21 protein-coding genes are annotated in these 22,179 nt (G+C 58.0%); 2 read left to right on the forward strand and 19 right to left on the reverse strand.

The genetic code is table 11. The features are described from left to right. Nucleotides 1–54 precede the first annotated feature (54 nt). The 15 genes from C8N45_RS07360 to C8N45_RS07430 form a co-directional block, all read right to left on the reverse strand. Nucleotides 55–1,653, reverse strand: coding sequence for an ABC transporter substrate-binding protein (locus C8N45_RS07360; RefSeq protein WP_108385563.1), 1,599 nt, complete (start codon nucleotides 1,651–1,653; stop codon nucleotides 55–57). A gap of 237 nt (nucleotides 1,654–1,890) precedes the next feature. Then, on the reverse strand, nucleotides 1,891–2,829 hold the full coding sequence (locus C8N45_RS07365) for an N-carbamoyl-D-amino-acid hydrolase (RefSeq protein ID WP_108385564.1): 939 nt from the start codon (nucleotides 2,827–2,829) through the stop codon (nucleotides 1,891–1,893). Then, the gene (locus C8N45_RS07370) at nucleotides 2,822–4,204 is read right to left on the reverse strand and encodes an amidase (protein WP_245882594.1); all 1,383 of its coding nucleotides are present in this window, start codon (nucleotides 4,202–4,204) and stop codon (nucleotides 2,822–2,824) included. The genes C8N45_RS07365 and C8N45_RS07370 overlap by 8 nt, the downstream gene beginning before the upstream one ends. Continuing rightward, on the reverse strand, nucleotides 4,177–5,478 hold the full coding sequence (locus C8N45_RS07375) for a TRAP transporter large permease (protein WP_108385566.1): 1,302 nt from the start codon (nucleotides 5,476–5,478) through the stop codon (nucleotides 4,177–4,179). The genes C8N45_RS07370 and C8N45_RS07375 overlap by 28 nt, the downstream gene beginning before the upstream one ends. Beyond that, on the reverse strand, nucleotides 5,475–6,044 hold the full coding sequence (locus tag C8N45_RS07380) for a TRAP transporter small permease subunit (protein ID WP_108385567.1): 570 nt from the start codon (nucleotides 6,042–6,044) through the stop codon (nucleotides 5,475–5,477). Before C8N45_RS07380 ends, C8N45_RS07375 begins: the two co-directional genes overlap by 4 nt. Nucleotides 6,045–6,101: 57 nt before the next feature. After that, complete coding sequence (locus C8N45_RS07385) at nucleotides 6,102–7,133, reverse strand: TRAP transporter substrate-binding protein (RefSeq protein WP_108385568.1); 1,032 nt, start codon at nucleotides 7,131–7,133, stop codon at nucleotides 6,102–6,104. Beyond that, a complete protein-coding gene (locus C8N45_RS07390) occupies nucleotides 7,130–7,912 on the reverse strand; it encodes a maleate cis-trans isomerase family protein (RefSeq protein ID WP_108385569.1) in 783 nt (260 codons plus the stop codon). The genes C8N45_RS07385 and C8N45_RS07390 overlap by 4 nt, the downstream gene beginning before the upstream one ends. After that, nucleotides 7,909–9,309 (reverse strand): dihydropyrimidinase, encoded by a 1,401-nt coding sequence (gene hydA / locus C8N45_RS07395; RefSeq protein ID WP_108385570.1) that lies wholly within the window; start codon nucleotides 9,307–9,309, stop codon nucleotides 7,909–7,911. Before hydA ends, C8N45_RS07390 begins: the two co-directional genes overlap by 4 nt. Beyond that, the gene (locus C8N45_RS07400; protein ID WP_108385571.1) at nucleotides 9,299–10,060 is read right to left on the reverse strand and encodes an aspartate/glutamate racemase family protein; all 762 of its coding nucleotides are present in this window, start codon (nucleotides 10,058–10,060) and stop codon (nucleotides 9,299–9,301) included. The genes hydA and C8N45_RS07400 overlap by 11 nt, the downstream gene beginning before the upstream one ends. Then, complete coding sequence (locus tag C8N45_RS07405) at nucleotides 10,057–10,257, reverse strand: hypothetical protein (RefSeq protein WP_108385572.1); 201 nt, start codon at nucleotides 10,255–10,257, stop codon at nucleotides 10,057–10,059. The genes C8N45_RS07400 and C8N45_RS07405 overlap by 4 nt, the downstream gene beginning before the upstream one ends. Next, nucleotides 10,254–11,135, reverse strand: coding sequence for a polysaccharide deacetylase family protein (locus tag C8N45_RS07410; protein WP_108385573.1), 882 nt, complete (start codon nucleotides 11,133–11,135; stop codon nucleotides 10,254–10,256). Before C8N45_RS07410 ends, C8N45_RS07405 begins: the two co-directional genes overlap by 4 nt. Further along, nucleotides 11,132–11,932 carry an ABC transporter permease gene (locus C8N45_RS07415; protein ID WP_108385574.1) on the reverse strand — a complete coding sequence of 267 codons (801 nt, stop codon included), beginning with the start codon at nucleotides 11,930–11,932 and terminating at the stop codon, nucleotides 11,132–11,134. The genes C8N45_RS07410 and C8N45_RS07415 overlap by 4 nt, the downstream gene beginning before the upstream one ends. Beyond that, nucleotides 11,929–12,759: an ABC transporter permease gene (locus C8N45_RS07420; RefSeq protein ID WP_108385575.1), complete on the reverse strand. Its 831-nt coding sequence runs from the start codon at nucleotides 12,757–12,759 to the stop codon at nucleotides 11,929–11,931. The genes C8N45_RS07415 and C8N45_RS07420 overlap by 4 nt, the downstream gene beginning before the upstream one ends. Then, the gene (locus tag C8N45_RS07425) at nucleotides 12,756–13,850 is read right to left on the reverse strand and encodes an ABC transporter ATP-binding protein (protein ID WP_108385576.1); all 1,095 of its coding nucleotides are present in this window, start codon (nucleotides 13,848–13,850) and stop codon (nucleotides 12,756–12,758) included. Before C8N45_RS07425 ends, C8N45_RS07420 begins: the two co-directional genes overlap by 4 nt. A 4-nt stretch (nucleotides 13,851–13,854) precedes the next feature. Next, on the reverse strand, nucleotides 13,855–14,907 hold the full coding sequence (locus C8N45_RS07430; RefSeq protein ID WP_108385771.1) for an extracellular solute-binding protein: 1,053 nt from the start codon (nucleotides 14,905–14,907) through the stop codon (nucleotides 13,855–13,857). Nucleotides 14,908–15,088: 181 nt separating this feature from the next. On the opposite strand from C8N45_RS07430, the gene C8N45_RS07435 reads away from it, so the two are divergent. Then, the gene (locus C8N45_RS07435) at nucleotides 15,089–16,408 is read left to right on the forward strand and encodes an amidohydrolase family protein (RefSeq protein WP_245882595.1); all 1,320 of its coding nucleotides are present in this window, start codon (nucleotides 15,089–15,091) and stop codon (nucleotides 16,406–16,408) included. On the opposite strand, the gene C8N45_RS07440 is transcribed toward C8N45_RS07435, so the two are convergent. The 3 genes from C8N45_RS07440 to C8N45_RS07450 all read right to left on the reverse strand — a co-directional run bounded on the left by C8N45_RS07440 (nucleotide 16,400) and on the right by C8N45_RS07450 (nucleotide 20,038). Next, the gene (locus tag C8N45_RS07440; protein WP_108385577.1) at nucleotides 16,400–17,086 is read right to left on the reverse strand and encodes a GntR family transcriptional regulator; all 687 of its coding nucleotides are present in this window, start codon (nucleotides 17,084–17,086) and stop codon (nucleotides 16,400–16,402) included. The genes C8N45_RS07435 and C8N45_RS07440 overlap by 9 nt on opposite strands. Nucleotides 17,087–17,407: 321 nt before the next feature. Continuing rightward, nucleotides 17,408–19,570 (reverse strand): xanthine dehydrogenase family protein molybdopterin-binding subunit, encoded by a 2,163-nt coding sequence (locus C8N45_RS07445; RefSeq protein WP_108385578.1) that lies wholly within the window; start codon nucleotides 19,568–19,570, stop codon nucleotides 17,408–17,410. A 3-nt stretch (nucleotides 19,571–19,573) separates the two neighbouring features. Next, nucleotides 19,574–20,038, reverse strand: a complete 465-nt coding sequence (locus C8N45_RS07450; RefSeq protein ID WP_108385579.1) for a (2Fe-2S)-binding protein — start codon at nucleotides 20,036–20,038, stop codon at nucleotides 19,574–19,576. Nucleotides 20,039–20,164: 126 nt separating this feature from the next. Here C8N45_RS07450 and C8N45_RS07455 point away from each other — a divergent pair, with 126 nt between their 5' ends. After that, entirely contained in the window at nucleotides 20,165–20,767 is a 603-nt protein-coding gene (locus C8N45_RS07455; RefSeq protein ID WP_108385580.1) for a TetR/AcrR family transcriptional regulator, read from the forward strand. A 453-nt stretch (nucleotides 20,768–21,220) separates the two neighbouring features. On the opposite strand, the gene C8N45_RS07460 is transcribed toward C8N45_RS07455, so the two are convergent. Then, nucleotides 21,221–22,144, reverse strand: coding sequence for a hydrogen peroxide-inducible genes activator (locus tag C8N45_RS07460; RefSeq protein ID WP_108385581.1), 924 nt, complete (start codon nucleotides 22,142–22,144; stop codon nucleotides 21,221–21,223). Between the last annotated feature and the right edge of the window lie 35 nt (nucleotides 22,145–22,179).

Here is a 22,179-nt window from a genome sequence, read left to right on the forward strand (position 1 = left end):
TTTATCACAAAGAGGACCCCGCGCCGACAGATGCACGGCGCGGGGCGGTTCAGGTCATTCCATCGTGATCGACGAAAAGTTCTGGTACCAGTTTTGTGCCTGCACAAAACCTTTCACAGTCGATGCAAGGGCACGTGGGGCCACGTCATGTGTGACCATCAGGAAAAGCGCCTCATCCACATATTTTTCGTGCGTTTGGCGCATGACGGCATCCTGTTCTTCGGCGTCAAACGTGGTTTTGATCTGGTCAAACAAGGCCTGCATCTCGGGGTCGCAGTAATGTCCCCAGTTGGTGCCATTGGGCGCGATCAGGTCACATGAAAGGTGGCGGATCAGCCCTGTAAACGGGTCCTGAATGAAGTAGGTAAAGTTGATCGACATCGCACCGTCGACCGAAGGATCTTCGGCTCCGGCACGCCACAAGTTGATCATCTGGTTCCATTCAACGACGATGAATTCGACTTCGATGCCCACTTCGGCAAGGTTTTGCTGGATGTATTCATTCATCGGCAGCGGCAACATCTGCCCTGACCCGGATGGCGAAATCAATGCCTTGACCTGAAGCGGGTTTTCCACGCTGTAGCCGGCCTCTGCCAGCAGTTCCTTGGCTGCATCGGGATCATAGCGCACATCAAAGGTCGGGTTGCCGAACCATTGTGATGATGGCGGCAGGAAACCTTTTGCCGGAACCATCAGCCCACCCAGAAGTGCGCTCATCCCGTCGCGGTCAATTGCCAGGTTCGCGGCCTGACGGACCCGGATATCATTCCACGGCGACCCTTCCAGACGCGACAGGTGCCATGTCCAGTTGTGTGGATAGGCGTTGGAGGAAATGACAAAACCGTTGGCCGTCATTGCCGGAATGGTGTCGGGTGCCGGTGCCTCGATCCAGTCGACCTGACCAGACAGTAGTGCGGCTGCACGCGCATTTGGCTCTGGCAGCGGGATTAACACCATTTTGTCGAGTTTCGGAATGCGGGTCTCATCCCAATAATCTGTGTTCGGGACCAGTTCGGCCCGTTCGCGCGGCACGAATGTATCGAGTTTCCAAGGACCAGTGCCTGACGGGCTCGCGGCAAAGGCCTCCCAGTTTTTGCCCACCGCTTCGAACTGCGCAGGCGAGGACATCAATATCCATGCCAGCTGATAAGGCAGGGTCGCATCGGGTGTTTTTGTGACGATCTCGAGGGTGTAGTCGTCAATCGCCGTATAGCTTGCGACGGCTGGAATACGTGATTTGCCTTGGGCCGCCTGACGCGAGTCGTATTGCTCTGACGTCTCGTCCAGCAGTTTGTCAAAATTCCAGACCACATCTGCTGCGGTAAAGGTGCTGCCGTCGTGATAGGTTACGCCCTCGCGCAGGGTGAAGGTCCATTTGGTCTTGTCGGCCTCATCGACGGACCATTCGGTTGCCAACCCGGGGATGAGGACCGATGGCTGATCCGCGCTTGTCAGATCCCATTCGATCAGTGAGTCGTAGACCGTATAGCCCATGAACCGCATCCCTTCGCCGCCCTGATCGGTCTGGCCGGTGGTCAACGGGATATCTGCGGCGGTCATGCCGACGCGCAACGTGCCTTGCGCAAAGGCCCCTTGCGCACATAGGGACGCTGCGACCAAAAGTGTCGCGAACCCCTTCTTGAAATGTTTCATCGTACAACTCCATGTCTGTTCGGGGCATTTTTCAGCCGCCCCCTATCGGCTAGCGTGCGCGATCAAAAAATGGGATGCCATTTTGGATAGCAGAGATATGATGTTGAAACGGGGGACAGGCGCAAAGCGATCATTATTGGGGCGGCTTGCACGGGCATGATGCGTTAATAGGCAGGGTCCGTCTGGTGGGGACCGTTCATTGTGGGCGCAAATCGACGGCTTTTCCGGGCGACAGAATCAATCTGGGTGCGCAGTTCTTCCTGCGATCCGTTTGTAGGCATCGGGGCGGCGGTGCTGGGCAAAGTCAAAGATGTTGGTCCGAATTTCGGCGCAGCGGGCCAGATCGCAATCGGCCACAATAATCTCGTCACCCAGGGTTCGGGCTTGCGCGATGATTTCGCCGGTCGGGGCCACGATGGCAGAGCCGCCGATAAGGTCGCACCCCTCTTCCAGACCGGCTTTGGCGACACCGATCACCCACATCCCGTTTGCATAGGCCCCCGATTGAAGGCTGAGATGATTGTGGAAATCCTGCAGGTGATCATGTTCCGGCGCGGGTGGATAATGGCGCGGCGTATTGTATCCGATCAGGGCCATTTCGGCCCCGCTCAGTGCCAGTTCACGGTAGGTTTCGGGCCAGCGCCTGTCGTTGCAGATGGCCTGACCGATCTTCCCGCCCAAAAGATCGACCGACTGAAACCCGAACGGGCTTGGATCGAAATAGCGTTTTTCCAGATGTTGGAAGGGGCGCCATAGCTCGTGGTTTGTATGGCCGGGCAAATGGACTTTTCGATAACGGTCAATGATCTGTCCCGCGCCATCCACCAAGATGGATGTGTTGAAGTGATGCAACCTGCCGTCGTGTCTGCAAATCTCTGCGTAGCCGAATGAAAATGCGATCCCAAGCGCGTGCGCCCGCGCAAACAGTGGTGCAGTCGCCGCGTTTGGCATTTCTGTTTCAAAATAGGCATCAACCTCGCTTTGATCCGGCATGAACCAGCGGGGAAAGAAACTTGTCAGTGTGAGTTCTGGAAATACAACAAGGTCGACCTTGTCGCGGGCGGCTTGTTCCAGAAGCTTGATCATGCGGGCCACGGCTGATGCGCGGGGTTCATCGCGTGCAATAGGACCCATTTGCGCCGCGGCGGTCCGCACGACGCGGTTTTTGTCATCCATCGGTGATGCCCCCTGCAATTTTGGGCCACGTGAAACCCTTTGCGCAACTCTCTGACCACGCGATCAGGGCCGGTTCCGACCCCATCGGTCCCACCAGTTGCATGCCGATTGGCAAACCATCGGACGGGGCGGGGAAGGCGACGGCGGGCAGACCTGCCGCATTGATCCAGCCGGTATAGATCGCGTGGCCTCTTGGCCCGACACTTTGTCCCGCGATGGAAGCAGGAAACGGTTCTGCTGCAGGCCAAGGGTTGGCGGCGGCTGTTGGCATCAGGATTGCATCATATTGCTGGAACAGACTGGCGCTGTCGTTGCGCAGTTTGAAGACAAGGTCGAGGACGCGGTAAAGATCTGCCGCAGACTTGCCCGCGCCCGTCTCTGCAATTTTCAGATACTTGGGATTGGCACTCTCCCGCACATTCGGGTGATCGTTCAGATATGCGGCCAATCCAATTGCGCCGATATCTGTCCACAGGGCGTTCAGCTGATCAAGCTCCAGTGGCATTGGCTTTTGGGCGACGTGATGGCCCAATTCAGATAGTCGGTCGCAGGTTGCTGCAAAGGCTGCGCGGATTGTTGGGTCGCAAGGCGCATCGGCAAGCGTTTCAATGGCGAGAATTTTTAGACGGTCCCATGTGGCGGGCGGGTCTGCATTGCCTGAAAGGACGCGGTCAATCAGTGCAAGGTCGCGCGCGCTTCGGGCGATAGGGCCGACCACTTCGAAATCCAGCAGGACTTGCGGCAGCCCCCCGCTACGGCGCACCCGACCAATGCCGGGCTTTAGGCCGAATAATCCGGTGTATCCTGCCGGTCGGCGGATCGACCCGCCGCCGTCCGTCCCGATGCCCGCAAAAGCCAGACCTGCTGCAACGGCGGCAACGACCCCGCCAGAGGACCCGCCTGGCGTCAGCGCCGGATCAAACGGATTGCGCGTGACGCCAAAGGTCAGATTGTCGGTGTATCCTTCGATAGCGAATTCCGGCGTGTTGCCTTTCCCCAGAAAAATCGCCCCTGCATCCCGCAAGCGCGCGACCGGCGCTTCGTCGTGCTGGGCAATCTGGCTGGCCAGATATGCATTGCCCCATGCGGCGGGCATTCCTTTGGTGACAAGGTTGTCCTTGATAATCAGCGGAATACCATCAAGCAGTCCGGCAGGGGTACCTGCTTGCCAGCGCGTGGTTGCTGCGGCAGCTTCTGACAGCGCATGGTCGTTGCGGGCAGTGAAGGCGTTCAGCGCCGGGTTGATGGTATCAATCCGGTGCAATGTGGTTTCCATCGCCTGCAAGGGTGTCGTGCTGCCATCAGCGAAGGCGGCCAGCAAGGCGGTGACGTCAGCCTGCCACATGTTCATCCCGCCAGACTGTTGGGCAGCCACATCACGATCCCGGGGTAGAGGATCAGCAGCGTTGCGAAAAGCAGCATGATGATTGCATAGGGGATCGCGCCAATTATTACGTCCATAAACGGGCCTTTGTCGCTCCGCACGCCCTGCACAACGTAAAGGTTCATGCCGACGGGTGGTGTGATCATGCCAAGTTCGCTCATCAAGACGACGAAAATGCCAAACCAGATCGGGTCAATTCCGGCGGCCACGACAATCGGCACGGCAATAGGGATAGTCAGAACCTGCATCGACAGCACATCCATGAACATCCCAAGGACCAGATAAAACAGCATGAGTACAAACAGCAGCGCAATCGGAGTCAGGCCCAACCCGGAAACCCAAGTGTTCATCGCATTTGTGATCCCGCCAAGGGCCAAGGTGACGTTCAGTGTAAAGGCAGCGGCGATGATTAACAGGATCATTCCCGTTGTCTTGGCCGTTTGGCGAAAGCAGACATCCAGAAACGGCAGCGTTAGGCGTCCTTCACGCCAGACGAAGAAAAGGGCGACGATCACGGCAAGGGCAGCGCTTTCGGTGGGGGTGGCGATCCCCATGTAGATCGACCCCATAATGATAACAAAGACAACGGCAGGCGGAAAAAGATGCCGCAATGCGCTGATCCGCTCAGCCCGGCTGACGCGCAGGGGTTCGGTCACCGCGTCACGCCTCCAATAATGCTGGAGGGCGATCAGCACCATGAACGACAGGGTCAGCAGAATACCAGGGATGATGCCAGCAATGAAAAGCTGACCGACAGACACGTTCGCGAGGGACCCGTAGACCAACAGATTGACAGAAGGCGGGATCAGAATGCCCAGCGTGCCGCCCGCTGCCAGCGATCCCAGTGCGCGCGAAGCGGAATAGTTCCGCTCTTTCAACGAAGGCAGAGCGACGGTACCGACTGTTGCAGCTGTCGCAACCGATGATCCGGAGGTGGCGGCAAAGAGAGCGCAACAACCGATATTGGTATGCAGCAACCCCCCCGGCAGTCGCCCCAGCCACAGCGCCAGCGCGCCATACATGCGGTCTGCGATCCCCGAACGCAGCAGCAACTCTCCCAGAAGGATGAAAAGCGGGATGGCGGTCAGCACGTTCTCGTTTTGCACACCCCACAGGACCGGACCCATGCTTTCCAGAAGGACTGGACCATAAAGCAGCATCCCGCCCGCAACCCCCATCGCGACCATGACGATCGCCACGGGAAAACCAATCAGCAGCATGCCCATCATGACCACAAAGCCGACAGCGATATCGAAGATGGTCATTGATCATGTCCCTTGCGTTTGTTGAGTTCTTGCAGCTCATCGGCGAGTTCCTCTGCCGCGCCCTTTGGATTGAATTCAGCAGTCAAGGTGTTGTAATCGCGTCTGAAGAATAGCCATGTGGCACGGAACGACAGCAAGATCGCCGAAATCGAAAAGACGGCCAGCGCGCCATACCAAGCGGTCTGCGGCCAGATCAGTGGCGTGGCCCATGGTGTCGCGGCGGTGCTGCCATATGCCAGCGTGTCCTTGAGGACGAACCAGCCGACATAAAGAAAAAAGCAACCCAATACGGCCATCGAAACGGCGGCGAGCCAGTCGATCAGGGATTGCATGAAAAGCGGAAACTTCTGGTGTAATACGTCTATGCGGATGTGTGCACGCTCGGCCAGTGTGACCACAAAGGCGAGCGATGAACCAAAGGCGAGCACATAGCCGCCCAGTTCGTCCGCACCTTGCAATGATGTATTGAATAGCTTCCGCATCACCGTTTCCAGCGCAACAAAAGCAGAGAGCCCTAACAGCGACCAGCCAAAAAGCCTGCTGATCCACGTTGCAACGAATTCCATGTTCAATCCCATGACTGAGGAAGAGAGGGGGCGGTCCGAACCGCCCCCGTCAAGCACTTAGAAGTCTTTGGCGACGCCAACGGTTTCCATCCACGATGTGGAACAGTCCGGGTTTGTCGCGTCGCAGATTTCTTTCCATGCCGGGAAGGATACATCTGTCACGGCTGTGCTGATAAGGGCCTTGTCGGCATCGGTCACTTCGACCAGTGTCAGGTCATAAAGCGTACCTGTTTCGCATGGCTGCTGGCCCACGTTACATTGCACCGCATCCAGAAACAGCTCTTCGGAATATTCCCAGATATCATCAACCAGCGTGTCAAACGCCGCCTGCATCTTTTCCTGATCTTCGGCTGACAGTGCATTCCATTTGTCAAGGTTCATGCCATAGCCGTTCATCGCCATCTGAAACGCGATCGGCATCATGTAGGACGTGACCTCGGGCCAGCCTGCGGAGTTGGCCGAGGATGGCCCGGTGATCGCGCAATCAACCACACCACGTGCCAAGGATTGTTGGACGTCGCCAAAGGAGAGCGGTACCGGGGTGCCACCGACCAACGAGATGAAATTGGCAAGGTTTTGGTCGTAGACGCGCACCTTCAGCCCGTTAAGATCGGCAAGCGACGATATCTCGGGCTTGCAGAACAAGACCTGCGGTCCAAAGGGCCAGACACCCAGCAGCTTTGTGTTGAACTGGTCTTGCAGCCGCGCATCGACAACGGATTCGAAGGCCGCAACGCTTTCCTTGCCGCTTTCGTAGTCAGGGTTCAGCCCAACAAGATCAAGGCCCAGAATGGTCGGTTCATCACGCGAAACCTGGCTCAGGCGCAGCGAAATAATATCGAACAGCCCACTTTTCAGCACGCGCAGTTGCTCTGTGTCTTTGATGCCGGTTACGTCGGCAGGCTGAAACTCTGCCGTGATATCCAGTCCGGTGCTTTTGGCGAAATCGGCAAAGAACGGACCTTCTACGTTGTTTTGGATAAGCCCGGTTGCAGCCGGTTGGCCCATCACCCGCATCGTGGTTTCGGCGCTGGCGGGTATGGCAAGCGACAGCAGGGCGATTGTACTGAGTAGATTTGAAATTTTCATGGTTTCTCTCTCTGTTGGGAAGGTTGGGGAAGCTGGGCGAAGCGTTGAAAGACGGACCCCCATTCCGTCACGCGGGTGGGATCAAGCCCCAATTCACACATGCAGTGCGCTGCTGTGACCGATACGGAATCAAAAACCGGAATTCCGATTTCGGCCTCGAGGGCAGCGGCATGGGGCGCGCCCCGGAAATTGGTGCAAAGAATCGAAATGGCGTCGGGTCTGCTTTGGGCGACATCGCGGATCATCTTGGCGATCTGCGCGGTTGAGTAGGTGCCAAAGGCGTGGTTGACCTTTTCCTCAAGCCGGGCATCGGCTGTCACCGCGATCCCTTGTGTCGCGTATTGGGTGATAATCCGCTCTTGCACTTCACTCAGGTAGGGGGTCACAAGCCCCAGCGTTTTCAGCCCGATCCCTGCAAACAGCCGGTCATAAGCGAGGCTGGTAGAGGTCGTCTTGATCCCGGTCTCGGCCGTGATCATGGCACATAAGGCGCGATCTTTCTCGAGCCCCAGCCAACTGGCCGAGGTGCCGTTCCATGCGATCAGGTCAACTTCTGCCTCGGCCAGAGACTTGGCCGCCTCCAGAATGGGGGCGTCTGTAAACTGGCCCTGGCTGGCGTCCGACATGGAGATTTCAACGACCCTGAACCGCCCGAAGTGCGCTGAGGCCGCGTCTCCGAAGGGCGCGAACATCGCAGAGGTGTAGGGTTCAAGCACCGTGTTGGATGACGGTGTCAACATGCCGACGCGCTTGCCTGTGAGGCGTTCAAAAGTGGTCATAACAGGAATTCCGGCGCTGATCGGGACAGATAGTCGCCTGTGGCAGCACCAACGATTTCGCCTTCCTTGGCGACGGTTTTACCGCGCAACAGGGTGCGCACAGGCCAGCCTGTGACGTTGAAACCTTCCCACGGCGTATAGTCGGAACCGTGATGCAAATCGGCTTGCCGGATCGGCTTGGTCAGGGTTGGGTCCCACAGCGTGATATCCGCATCGGCACCCACAGCAATCGCGCCCTTGCGCGGGGCCAGCCCGTAAAGCCGGGCGTGGTTTGTCGCAGTGATCGCGGCAAAGCGGGGGAGCGTGATCCGACCTTTCATGACCCCTTCGGAGAACAGGATCGGAAGCCGTGTTTCGACACCGGGGATGCCATTGGGAATGTTGCGGAAGGTCGCGCGCGCGCCGGGGGCGTCTTTGCCGGCGGTGTCTGCAAAGCGAAAAGGGCAGTGATCGGACGAGAAGAGGTCAAAATCGCCCTGCTCCAGTCCCGCCCAGATTGCGGTTTGTTCGGCTGTGTCGCGGGGCGGCGGGGAGCAGACATATTTTGCCCCCTCAAATCCCGCGCGGTCCAGATCATCTGCGGTCAGCGTGATATATTGCGGGCAGGTTTCGGCAAAAACCTTTGCGCCACGACGGCGGGCGCGTGTGATTTCTTCAAGGGCCGGCCCGTTCGAGACATGCACGATCGTCAATGGAACGCCTGCAATTTCTGCCAATGAAATCGCGCGGTGCGTTGCCTCGCGTTCGGCGGGGACAGGGCGCGTGCGGGCATGGTTTACCGGGCCTGTGTTGCCTGCCTCTTCGGCCTTGTCGCGCAGAAACTCGATGGCGTCTTCATTTTCCGCATGAACCATGACCATGGCGTTGTGTGCTTTGGCCACGTCCATGACGTCGAGGATTTCCCGGTCAGAGAGAGCGAGCCCGGCGTAGGTCATGAAGACTTTGAAGCTGGTGTAGCCCGCTTCAAACAGCGCGGGCAGGTCCTGCCCGAGTGTCTGGCTGTCGGTGTCTTTGATGATCAAATGAAAGGATACGTCGATATGGCACTGGCCGTTGGCCTTGGCGTGGTAGGCGTTCACCGCCTGCCGCAATGTCGCGCCGTCCTCTGGCAGGCAAAATGGCATCACCGTGGTGTTGCCCCCGCAGGCGGCCGACCGTGTGGCGCTGGCAAAATCATCGGCCATCTCAATGCCGGGACCAGAGGGCTGCGCGATATGCACATGACTGTCGATGCCACCGGGCAGTGCGATCAGGCCGGTGGCGTCAATCACCTCTGTCGCGTCGCCAAGGTCGTGCCCCAGCGTGGCGATGCGCCCCGCGCGGATACCGATATCGCAGTTTACAACTTCGGCGCCAGTGACTACCCGGCCCCCTTTGATGATCAGGTCATGGCTCACCTTGCGTCCCTCCGTGGTTGATGGCGATCGCCAGCGGCGGGCTCAGTCCGACTGATCGCTTCGGCGCGGGTTTCGTGAAGCGTGGCGCGTCGGTGGCAGTGGCCGTCATCTGGATGAGTGTGACTGCTTGCAGGACGGCTGACGTGATCGGATCAACGACGATGGCGGGCACCTCCGCCGCAACCTGTGTGGCCAACCCCGCCAGCGGTGCGCCACCAAGAATGACAACATCCGCATGACCGCGGGTTGCCGCAGCAGTTGCAAGTGCGATCAGATCGCTGCGCAGATCGGTTTGCACATCCAACAATTGTTCGGGCGCTTTTTCGGGCGAACGGACGCCCTTGAATCGGTTGCCCATGCCGGTGGAGTGCACGCATTCGTCGTACCAGCGTTTCATAAGGGGTGAGAATGTGACAACCACAAAGCTGTCACCCAGCATCGCGGCGGTCATGACAGAGGCTTCGGCCATGCCGACGATGGGCAAATCGAACAGGTCTCTGGCCCCGGCAAGCCCCGGATCGCCAAAGGCCGCGATGACGACCGCATCGACGGTATCTGCATGTTCCGCGATCATTTCCAGCACCAGTGCCCCTGCGATCTGGGCCTCGGCCCGGCTTGCGATGTAGGGAAAACCGCGTGTCGCCGTGACAGGGATGATCTCGGCGCGGTCGCCCACAGCGGCGCGGGCGATCTGTGCCATGTTGTCGGTCATGGCCTGCGTTGTGTTGGGGTTCAGGAGCAGTATTTTCATTGCATTGCCTTTATTCTGTTCCCTGTCAGGTCAGCAGTGTGAAGAGTGGTTTCAAAGGGTCGGGCGGTGGCCAGCAATGCGTGGTCGGCGATGCGTTGTCGGCCGACACGGGCCGTCACGACCAGTGCCGCGGCGATGGCTGGTTTCGCTTGGATTTGCACATCGGCAGCAATGTTGCGGGCGGCGGACAGGGTCATGTGGCAAGGCCCTTCCAATGGGCGGCGATTTCGCGCCTTTGGGCAATCCAGACATTTGGCCTGTCTGTGATATGGGCAAGCACATCCTCAAGCCCTTTGATCCGCCCCGCCCGGCCGATAAGGCGCAGATGCAACCCGATCGACATCATACGCGCAGCCCGTGCGCCCTCGGCATAGAGCCGATCGAAAGCGCCGATCACATAGTCTGAAAAATCCCGGTGCTGGACAAAGCCGCCGCCCGGCGAAAACCGCATGTCGTTGGTGTCGAACGCGTAGGGCAGGATGACGTGGTTGGCGTTATGCATCCGGGGTATGTCGTCGTCATAGGCGTCGCTGTCATATGCGAAACCACCATGTTCCAGCAGCAATTCACGGGTATTTACCGACGGGGCAGAGCGTGTGTGCCAACCAACCGGAGCTGCGCCACAGGCCCTTTCAATGGCGCTGTGTGTGCGGGCGATCATTACGGCTTCGTCGGTGCGGGCCATCTCGGCCTGTCGTTCCCAGCGCCAGCCATGGCAGGACACTTCGTGCCCGCGCGCCACGGCATCCTGCAACAACCAGGGCGACCTTTCCGCTGCTCGCCCGCAAGTGGAAAAGGTGGCCTTGGCGCCGAACCTGTCGAAGGTATCAGCGATGCGCCCATAGCCCTGACGGGTGCCATAGGTGAAATGGGTTTCCATGCAGGGATCTGGATGGCCAATCACCTCTTCACGGATTTCATAAGTTCTTTCATTGCGTTCGTCGCCATCTGCGATGGACAGCTCCGCGCCTTCCTCTACATTCACGACAATGGACACGGCCAGTCGTGCATCATTTGGCCAATTGGGTGCAGGCTCGGCGCCAAAGTACCCTTTGAAATCGCGTCGCTCGGTCATGTGTCGATCATCCTGTTCAGCCCGACGGTGCGCGAGGCCACCATAAGGACGACAATTGCCATCAGGATCAGACCTGACGACATCGCCGCAAGCGAAGGGTCCGGCTGTTCCTCAAGATATTGCAGCATCTTGATCGGCAGGGTCTTGTTGCGGGCGTCGGTCAGAAAGATCGAAATTGGATAGTTGTCCATCGACGCCAGAAAGGCAAAAAGCCCTCCGGTCAGATATGCGGGCGCGAGGCCGGGGATGAGCACCTTCAGGATCGCGCGCGGGTAGCTGAGACCCAATGTCCGGGCCGCATCAACCAACGAAAAATCAAACGCCTCCATCGCCGCCAGCAAGGTTCGCATCACGAAAGGCAGTGTGATCACCACATGCGCAAGAAGGAGCGACCAATAGGCATCGCGCAGGCCAATCTCGCGAAAGAATTGCAGCATCGCCACGCCAACAACAAGGCCGGGCATCATCAGGGGCGAAACGGTGAACGTCGCAATCGCGTCTTTCCCGCGAAAGTCCCCACGCGACACGGCGATGGCCGCCATCGTGCCCAGAACCATCGAAATCATGGTCGAAATCAGCGCAAGATTGAGCGAGAGTTGCACCGCCTCCCACAGCCCGCTCCGCCGCTCAATCGAGCGGTACCAACGCAGCGACCATTCCGGCGGTGGCAATGTGTAGACAGAGGATGAAGTGAAGGACGTGGCCACAGTAATGACGATCGGCAACATCAGGAAAATGATACAGCCGATGCCAATGACCCAGGCAAAGCCAAGGGTTATGCGATCTGTCTGGGTCATTTGCGTGCCCCCAATCGACCGGCGAGCCAACTCGAGAACAGGACTACAAAGATCGCGATTGCCAAAAGAACCGCCGAGATCGTCGACCCAAGTGGTTCGTTCCTCAGGTAGAGGAACGAGCGGGCGATCAGCATCGACAATGTCTGCTGCCGTTCCCCGACGATCAAAGAAGGGATCACATACATCGAGATCGCAAGCGAAAAGGTAAAGGCGGACCCGGCCACGACACCGGGCAATGTCAACGGCAGTGTCACCCGCGTGAACCGAAACCATGGTGTGGCGCCCAGCGATGACGCGGCTTCCGGCAGGTTGCGGTTAAGCTGGCGGACCACGGTATAGATCGGCAACACCATGAAGGGCAGGAACACATTTGCCGCCCCGATAATCAGTGCGGTTTCGGTGAACAGCATCCGAATGGGCTCGTCCGTTATGCCAAGGCTTTGCAGGCTGGTATTGAGAAAGCCGTTCGACCGGAACAGGATCGACCATGCAAAGGCCTTGACGATCACACCCAGCGACATCGGCAGCACCAGCGCCACCAGAAATACGTTCAGCCAGATGCCTTTGGCCCGCGCCATGGCAAAGGCCGTCGGATAGGCAATGGCCAGCGCAAGCAACGTGGTCAAAAGCGCCACACGCAAAGTCCGCCACAAGACGACCTGATTGAATTCATCCCCAAAGAAATCAATGTAGGTAATAAGTGTCAGACCATCGACGCCCTGCACGCTTTTGAAAAGCAGTAACACCAGCGGAAGCGCATAGATCACCGCCAGAAATGCAAGCCCCGGTACGGCCAGCAATCCGATGCGATCCAACCGCATGATCATGCCGGCACCGCATGGATGAGCGTGTCGTCGACCGCCCAGCCCCATGTTACTGTCTGGCCGCGCTTGTAATCTGTCCGGATGCCGGAAAGTTCGCAGAGGAAATTGTCATCGTCGGTCGTGGCCCCGTGTAACACGGTCTTTGAACCGAGCGTCATCACATCGTCCAATTGTACGCTGATCTGGTTCATCTCGGCCGTTGGATCGGGCGTGATCAACTCGGGCCGGACCCCCAGAAGCACGGGGGTGCCCGCCGCCAAGCCGGACCTTGCCCGCACGGGCCCGACATTGGTGGTGACAGTTGCAATGCCGCCCGCCTGTTCGGTCACGCGACCGGACAGACGCGTCGAGAGCCCCACAAAATCCATCACAAATGGCGATGCTGGCTGTGCATAAAGTGTGGATGGTTCAGCGAATTGTTCGATCTTGCCTTTGTTCATCACAGCAATCCGGTCCGAGACACCCATGGCCTCGTCCTGATCGTGGGTCACAAAAATTGCGGTGATGCCCCGGTTGCGCAACAGAGCCTTCAATTCGATCTGCATGGTCTCGCGCAATTTGCGGTCCAGCGCTGAAAAGGGCTCATCCAGCAACAAAAGGTCCGGTGACACAACAAGTGCCCGCGCCACTGCAACGCGCTGTTGTTGGCCACCTGAAAGTGCAGAGACCGGACGATCCGCAAAAGCATCCATGCGGACAAGGGCCAGCGCGTCTGCGACGGGTCTGGCAGCGTCCGCCTTGGAGGTGCCGCGCGCGCGCAGGCCAAAGGCCACGTTTTCGGCAACAGTCAGATGTGGAAACAGGGCGTAGTTCTGGAAAACAACGGAAATATTGCGCTTGTGCGCCGGAAGAGACGACAGATTGCGGCCGCCCAACACGATATCGCCAGTATCAGCCTGTAACAGCCCTGCGATAATCCGCAGCAAGGTCGTCTTGCCACAGCCCGAAGGCCCAAGAAGCGAGACCAGCTCGCCCTTGGCCACCCGAAAGTTCATCTGATCCATGATTGCCGCGCCTTTGAAGGATTTGGCGACGCCGATGACATCCAGATACCGATGTTCGTTCGGGGGCAAGTGACTGGCTTGGCCTTGCATGTGTCTAGAGCGCCATCAGCTTGTCGAAACGATCGATCCATTCGGCCCTGTTTGACGCAACGAACGCCCAGTCTGGCGCATAGATCTGCACGCCCTCCGGTACGACTGCACCCGCAGTGACGGTTGTATTTGCAGGCACTGACGATGCGAAATCAGCGATTGCCGCTTGCATCACAGGCCCCAGCATTTCGTTGACATAAGCCTGCGCCAATTCGGGGTTTGGCCCGCCTTTGACCAGACAGATGCCCGATGGCATCGCAAAGATACCTTCCGCTGGTGCCGCCAGATCAACAGGCACACCTTCGGCCTTGCGGGGCAGTGTGTAGGAAGAGAAGTTGCCGGAAAGCATGGAAATTTCGCCCTGTTCCAACAGGTTGAACGCTTGGCTCATGGTGGAATAGACGGTCAGCAGATTGGGTTTGAGTTCTTCCAGCTTGGCAAAGGCCGCGTCGATCTCGTATTGCGCTTCGGAAAAGGGCAGGCCTGATCCCAGCATGGCCGCAGACATCAATGTCCACATGCCTTCGGTGTTCTGCAAAGACGGGATGATGATCTGGCCCGCGTTGGCCGGCTCCCAGAGCGCGGACCATGAGGCGACGCCATCGGTCTTGTCGGTGTTATAGGCGATGCCTGCCCACGGCTGCACATAATTGCACCACATCCCGTCCATATGGGTGGCGTCAGTGCGCAGGTCGGTCATGTTCGGCACAGCGTCCGGCGTGATCGGTGTCAATAGATCGGCTTCAACAGCCTGAATCATCACCGGGTCATCCATTTGCACGACAGAAAGGTAGGGTGCGTCTTTGTTCGAGGACATCTTCTCGAGGTTCACGGATGATTTCGTGCCTTCGAAAAGGATGTCTGCGCCGATGGTCTCTTTCATGTGGGGCGCGACGATGGTTTCCATCCATGCGGTGTGCGAACCGGCGCAGCCGATAACCAGCTCGCTGGATTGCGCACGCAAAATAGATGGCGCGGCGAGCGTTCCCACTGTCGCCATCGCCGACGTTTTCAGAAGTGTCCTACGGGTCAGAGCCCGCGCAGTCTTATAGGTCATTATCTTGTCATCCTCTGTCAGGTTAGGGCCGCTCTTCTGGCGGATTAAATGGCATGCCATTTGACACAGATGACGAAAATTGTGATGGATAGCGATGAGCAAGGCTTATTTTTAAGCTTTTCTTCACATCAGACCGGATTGACCGCAGTTTTTCAGCGAAGGCGCTCAAGGAGTAGGCAGAATGAAAACTAAAATGGCATGCCATTTGAGAAACGTAGCCTTGCTGTGCCCGCAAGAGGGATTCGTTCCGCATGGATCGCTGACGATTTCGGATGGTGTGATCACGGCGCGCGGTGCCGCGCCGCTGCCGGGTGAGACTGTGATCGACTGCAAGGGGGCTTTGTGTCTGCCGGGTCTGATCAACACGCACAATCACTCGCCACTGATGAGCGTGCGCGGGATGGTCGAAGACTTGGGGTTTGCTCCTGCCTACACACCCGGTGTCCCGCAGGGGCATTGGCTCTCGGCGGAAGAGACACACATCCTCGCGCGGCTTGGCGTGATGGAAATGCTTTGCGCCGGGGCGACGACAATTGTGGACTATTACCGGATGCCGGACGCGCTTGCCCGTGCCGCCGACGCATTTGGCCTACGCGCCATGATTGGCGGGAGGGTCATGGATGCGGATACGGCCGCCTTGGCCAACGGTCAGTTTGTGCATGATCCAAAATTGGGCGAGGAAACTTTGGGCGCGGCGCTGGACCTGATTGACACATGGGATGCCAAGGGCAACGACCGCATCAGCACGATTCTGGCGCCACATGCGCCTGACACCTGTTCCAGACAGATGCTGCAAAGCTTTGCAGAGCTGTCGGCCAAGACCGGCAAACAGGTCCATACACATCTTGCGCAATCGAAGATGGAGGTTGCGCAGGTCATGGCACGCGACGGTCTGTCGCCAGCGGAACTGCTGGAAGACGTTGGCCTGCTCTCTACTGATCTTGTGGCGGCCCACTGCATCTTTCTGGAACCCGACGATATTCGCCGCGTGGGACAGGCCGGTGTGGTCATCAACCACGCGCCTATCGGAAATGCGGCCTTCGGGGCGGCGGCCCCTATATTGGCGCTGCATGATGCCGGGGCCACAATCACACTTTGTACCGATACCAAATCCGCTGACATGTTCGAGGCCATGCGGACTGCGATCTCTTCGGCACGCTGGCGCGCGGATATGGCATTCGTTCTGGACGCAAAGACAGTTTTTGGCTGGGGCACTGTCGATGCAGCACGCGCGCTAAAAGGCCATCAGGGGACCGGGACGCTCTCAGTCGGATCGTCCGCCGACCTGATCTTGCTGGACCCGAATGCGGCTAACCTCAGACCTGTGATCGATGGCTTTGGCATCGTTGTGCATTCAGGATCAGCGTCCAATGTAACCGACGTCATGGTCGCTGGTGAATGGTTGGTACGGGACCGCCGACCAACGCGCGTCGATATGGAAACCGTCATTCAAGAGGCCCAGACTGTCGCCAAAGGCCTTTGGCAGCGGGCCTCAGCCTAATCCTTGACTGCGCAAAACATCGGTCACGCTGCGGCCTGTACTCAGCAGGTGCTGGCGCCAGACCTCACAGGCGGCCTTTGGGTCGCGATTACGTAGCGCAGTCATCAAGGCTTCATGCTCTTCGACGGCCGTGCGAAGGCGATCCGGGTCCATGATAGCCATGAACCGTCCGCGTCGCGCCCGTGCCATCAACTTGGTGTGTACCTGTTGCAGGATAGGGTTTCCGCAATAAGCGAGGATCGTGTCGTGAATTTGGGAATTCACGTCAAAGTAGTCATCGGATTTGCCAGCCCCGTGAAAGGCTAGCATTTCTGCGTGCAAGGATTCGATCGCTTCCAGCTGTTCTGGTGTGATTGACTCTGCCAGACGTTCCGCAGCGAGGCTTTCGAGCGAAGCGATCACGTCGAACAATTCCAGTGCTTGTTCTGCGGAGTAAGCTTTGACCTGCGCGCCTTTGTGCCGCGAAATCTCGATCAGGCTGTCGGCGTGCAGCAATTTCAACGCTTCACGGATTGGCGTGCGCGACACATCCAGTTCAGCCGAGAGTTTACGTTCAACGATCCGCGCACCCGCAGGCAGGACGCCTTTGATAATGCGGTCACGCAAGACATCTGCCACCCATTGCGCAACCGCGGTCATGTCACCATCCGGTGCAGTTGGTGGCGATGTTGTATCCATAGCGGCTTTCCTAACTTTACGATCACACTAGAAGGTCAGGCTCTACATCAAAAGGCACAACTTAAAATACGGTGCGTAAGATTGGCGGCAAGTCAGCCGTGAAAGCACTTCGGATGGCGATAAAAAAGCGGCTTAACAGGGCCGCAGTTTTCATCGGATTTAGGCGTTGGCCTTTCGAGGTTGACCAGATGGGTCTCGCAACATCAGCACGGTGACCGGTTGTCTGGCCCGCAAGAGGGGAGGGTTGGGGTATGAAAGGCTGAAAGCGGCCAGGGTATATGCACGCTGCCGGGCCGGGCCCAAGGCAGCGTGCATCGTCTGTTACGCGAAGGCGACACCTGCATTTATCATCGGCAGATCACTGACGACTGTGCCAGTTTGCGCAATGGCGTTTGCCAACGCGGGTGCCGATGGAGGCGTGCCCGGCTCGCCGATGCCGCTTGGGGCTTCTGCGGATGGCACGATGTGCGTCTCGATCGCGCGAATGTCCCGCATCCGCAACGGCTCGTAGTCGGGGAAGTTATATTGGTCGACGATACCCCCCGTGAGCGTGATTTCGTCGCGCATGACATGGCCGATCCCGTAGCCGACAGCGCCTTCGATCTGGGCCTTTATCACGTCAGGGTTCACCGCAATGCCACAGTCGACGGCACACGTGACCTTCTCGATCTGCACGCCAGAGTCTGCGTCGCCGGAGATTTCCACGACTTCCGCCACGAAACTGCCAAAGGATTTATGCACAGCGATACCTTGGGTCCGTCCTGCGGGTGCGCTCCCCCAGTTCGCCTTTTCGGCCGCCAGAGTGAGCACGGCAGCTTTGCGTTTGGCGTCCGCACTGTCGCCAAGATGGGCGAGCCGGAATTCAACCGCGTCGCGGCCAGCCGCCTGCGCAGCCATGTCCATCATCACTTCCATCGCATAGGCCGTGTGGGTGTGGCCGACAGACCGCCACCAGAGTGTGCTGGTCGCCTTCCTGGTGTCGGTGAGCCCCACGTGGAAGCCCGGAATCGTATAGGGCGTATCGGCGACCCCTTCGACCGAGGAATGGTCAACCCCGTCATGTACGACGAACGCCTCGTATGCGGTCCCTTTCATGATGGATTGCCCTGCGATCCGGTGATCCCATGCGACGATTTCTCCATCCGCAGAAAGCCCTACCCTGACCTTGTGACCAAATGCTGGGCGGTAGTATCCGCCGCGCATATCATCTTCGCGGCTCCACACCAGTTTGACGGGGCGGCTTCGGTCGGTGATGACAAAGGCCAGAGCCGCCTCGACCTGATAATCTGCTGTTGGCGTCGCACGACGGCCAAATGAACCGCCAGCTAGCATTGTCTTGATGCGCACCTTCTCCATTGGCAGCTCAAAAATCTGAGCCAGCGCCATATGTGGCCCCGTTGGCATCTGTGCGCCGTCGTGCAGCGTGATGCCGCCATCGTCATCCGCCTCGATCGTGCAATTCAGCGGTTCCATCGGGGCGTGGGCCAGCAGGGGGAAGTAAAAGGTCTTCTCCACCACCTGCGCGGCCTGATCCATCGGGCCCGGCTCATTCTTCAGCACATTGTATTCTGCATCGCCTTCCAGTGCGGCAAGGATTTCATCCTTGATTTGTGCACTGTCACGCGATTCAGCCGCCGACATATCCCATTCAACGGTCAGCGCATCGCGTGCCTGCATCGCGGCCCATGTGTTTTCGGCATAGACTGCGACAGCCGCATTGTTGGGCAGGGTGGCTGCGCGGATGAAACCCTTGATCTCTTTCGCGGCGGTATCGTCAAAGCTGGTGACCAGCCCGCCGGTGCGTGGCGACCTTGCCAACATCGCGATCATCTGATTGGGCAGATGTACGTCCATAGCAAACATCGCCGTGCCGTTGCCCTTGACCTTGCTGTCCAGACGCCGAACATCGGGGTTGCCGATCAGGCGCCACTGTTCCGGCGATTTCAAAGTCGGCTCTGCTGGTGCCTCCAACCCGGTGGCGGCCTCAACGAATTCCCCAAGGGGCACCGCTTGCCCTGCGCCAGTCACCATACCGTCCACGATATCCAATGATCCGACATCGGCGCCAAGCGCCTCTGCTGCGGCATTCAGGATCACGGCACGCGCCGCCGCACCTGCCGTGCGGTACTGCATGAACGAGTTGGCCATTGCGGTTGACCCGCCCGTGCCCTGCACCTGCCCAAAGGCGAGGTTCGCGTAAAGCGCGGGGTTGGACGGCGCAAACTCATAGTCTATCTGGTCCATGCCCACGCCCAGTTCCTCGGCGATCAGGGTAGATAGACCAGTGGCCGGACCTTGCCCCTTTTCGAAGTGTTTGATGATGGCAATCACACGGCCATCGGAACCGACTTTTACAAATGGGTTTATCTGCGCGGCTGCGTTGCCGACGGCAAGCGCGCCGTCCGGACGAAGGCCAACGACCAGCACGGCACCTGCGGCGGCCGCTCCTTTGAGAAACCCACGACGTGATGTATTGAGTGTCATCAATCAGCCCTCCATGATTTCGGAAGCGCGCTGAATACCGGCACGAATCCGTTGATAGGTTGCACAACGGCAGGCATTGCCGTCCATATAGTCCTCAATTTCTTCCACATTTGGCTTTGGGTTCTGGGTCAACAGGCCCACTGCTGACATGATCTGCCCGGATTGGCAGTAGCCGCATTGCACGACATCCAACTCTTCCCACGCCTGCTGTATGGCGGCACCTGCCTTGGTCTCGGCAATCGCTTCAATCGTGGTAATTTCTGCACCTTCGACGTCTTCGATATAGGTCTGACAGGACCGCATCGGTTGTCCGTCCACATGTACGGTGCAAGCCCCGCAAGAGGCGACGCCACAACCAAATTTGGTGCCAGTCATCTTGAGTTCGTCACGGATGACCCACAGAAGGGGCGTCCCCGGCTCTGCCTCAACGGTGTGCTCGGTGCCATTCAACTTCAGTACAAGACTCATGTCAGATCTCCTGATTTTGCTATTCTGGATTGATGTAAACTAATAAGTTTACCATAACAGCGATTTGACAAGTGTAAACCCAAGCGTTTACCTCAAAATACGGGGCTGAATTAACGGGATAAACACATGGAGCTGCGACCGCAGGCGAGCGCACAAAAGCGCGAACAGATTTATCAGGCAGCTGTTGTCGAGTTTCAGGAAAAGGGGTTCAGCGATGCAAGCATGGACCGCATTTCCGCGCGCGCCGGAGTGTCAAAGCGCACCGTCTATAAATACTATGAAAGCAAAGAGAAACTCTTTCAGGAATTGCTATGCAGGCATTGGGGGCGCTTCGCGGCAAGCCTGGACGTTGTGTACGACAAAGACCGGGATATTCGCGATCAGTTGACAGCACTTGGACGGGCAGAGGGCGCGCTGCTGACAAATCCCGACGTCATGGCCATGACCCGACTGGTGATGAGCGAGGTTTTGCGCAGCCCGGAGCTTGTTGGAGAAAATGAGGAAAAAACCGACTTTCAGGCTGCGTTTGAAACGATGTTGCGCGAAGCAGATGCCGATGGCGTGCTCGAAATTGAAGATCCGAAAGTGGCAGCCGAGGAGTTCATCGCACTGATAAAAGGAAAGGCATTTTGGCCCGTGGTCTTTGGCGCGGCAATCGTCACAGCCGCGGAAATGGAAAAGATCGTTGAAAGCAGTGTAGAGATGATCATCTGCCGATACGGTGTATGACGGTACGGCTTGGTGTGCGGACGACCCACGCTGCACAAATCTGAGTGTTGCTGCAAGGTCGATGAATGTCGGCCCTATTTGCTTTCCAGAGGGTCAAGTCAGCCATAGGAGCAATCGTCGTGCAGGTCGCTCGACTTTGGGCGCATTGCCTTTGTCCCCTGAAGTCGAAGAAGAACTGATGAAGGTGCTCGGTTATCCATCGGATGATCGCTCATATTCCTGAAAGGGTCTCAACCTAGCGGCGGCTTTGCGCTTGAAGCTTTCACCTGCGGCGCATTGGAGCAGGTACATTCACTGGCTTTTTGGCGTACTCGCGGAAATCTGCAAACGCTACTCCCCGAAAAGTGCTCGAACGATCTTAAGGCTGCCGAATATCTCTCAGGTTAGAAATCGGAGACTCTCATTCGTCCGTTCTTCATCGTAAATCTGTCCGGATATCTCGCCGGGAAAATTCTACTTTTGAACACCACTAATTTTAGGGGGATTACCCTTGCTGCCCACTTGACGCACAACGGCTCCGACCTCCATCAACTTTTCGGCCAAAGGGTTCGTCTTGCGCCAGACCATACCGATGCTGCGCGCGGGGCTTGGCGGTGGAAAACGCGCGACAGAGACGGGTGCAACCCGGATTTCAAGTGGCAATGCCATTTCGGGTATGAGCGTCAGCCCCATCCCGGCCCCCACCATCTGAACCAGTGTTGAAAGTGAACTGCCCTCCATCACATGGCGTGGCTTGGCAGTCGAAACTTCGCAAAAGCTCAGGGCCTGATCACGAAAGCAATGCCCTTCTTCCAGCAACAAAAGGCGCATGTGTTGTAGCATCTGCGGGCTTGGTACGGGTTTGTCTGCCTCACTCATCGGGCGTACCAATACAAAATCCTCGTTGAAAAGGGCAAATTCCTGTAGTGCGGGCTCCGAGATCGGGAGCGCCACAATTGCGGCATCCAGTTGCGAATCGATCAGGTCGTCAATCAGCGATTTTGTAACTGACTCGCGGGGATAGAGCTCAAGATCGGGCATCCGCGTCGCCAGTGTGGTCATGATCTGCGGCAAAAGATACGGTGCCACCGTCGGAATGACGCCGAGCCGCAACTGCCCCGCCAGCGGCCCCGTCGCCGAGCGGGCAAGGTCCTTCAATTCGCCAACCTGCACGAGGATCTTGCGCGAACGCTCCAGAAAGGCGGTGCCCAGACTGGTGAGACGTACCCGTCGCGCATTGCGCTCTACAAGTGCTGCGCCCAATATCGCCTCCAACTCCTTGATCTGCACCGACAGGGCAGGTTGGGAGATGCCACAGGATTCAGCGGCATGTCCGAAATGGGCATGGCGGGCCAGGGCATCGAAATAACGCAGGTGTTTGAGAGTAAGACCAATCATAAGAATAAGTTATCGCATCAGTTAGAAGAATCAAT

Source organism: Yoonia sediminilitoris (assembly GCF_003058085.1).
Classification (GTDB): Bacteria; Pseudomonadota; Alphaproteobacteria; order Rhodobacterales; family Rhodobacteraceae; genus Yoonia; species Yoonia sediminilitoris.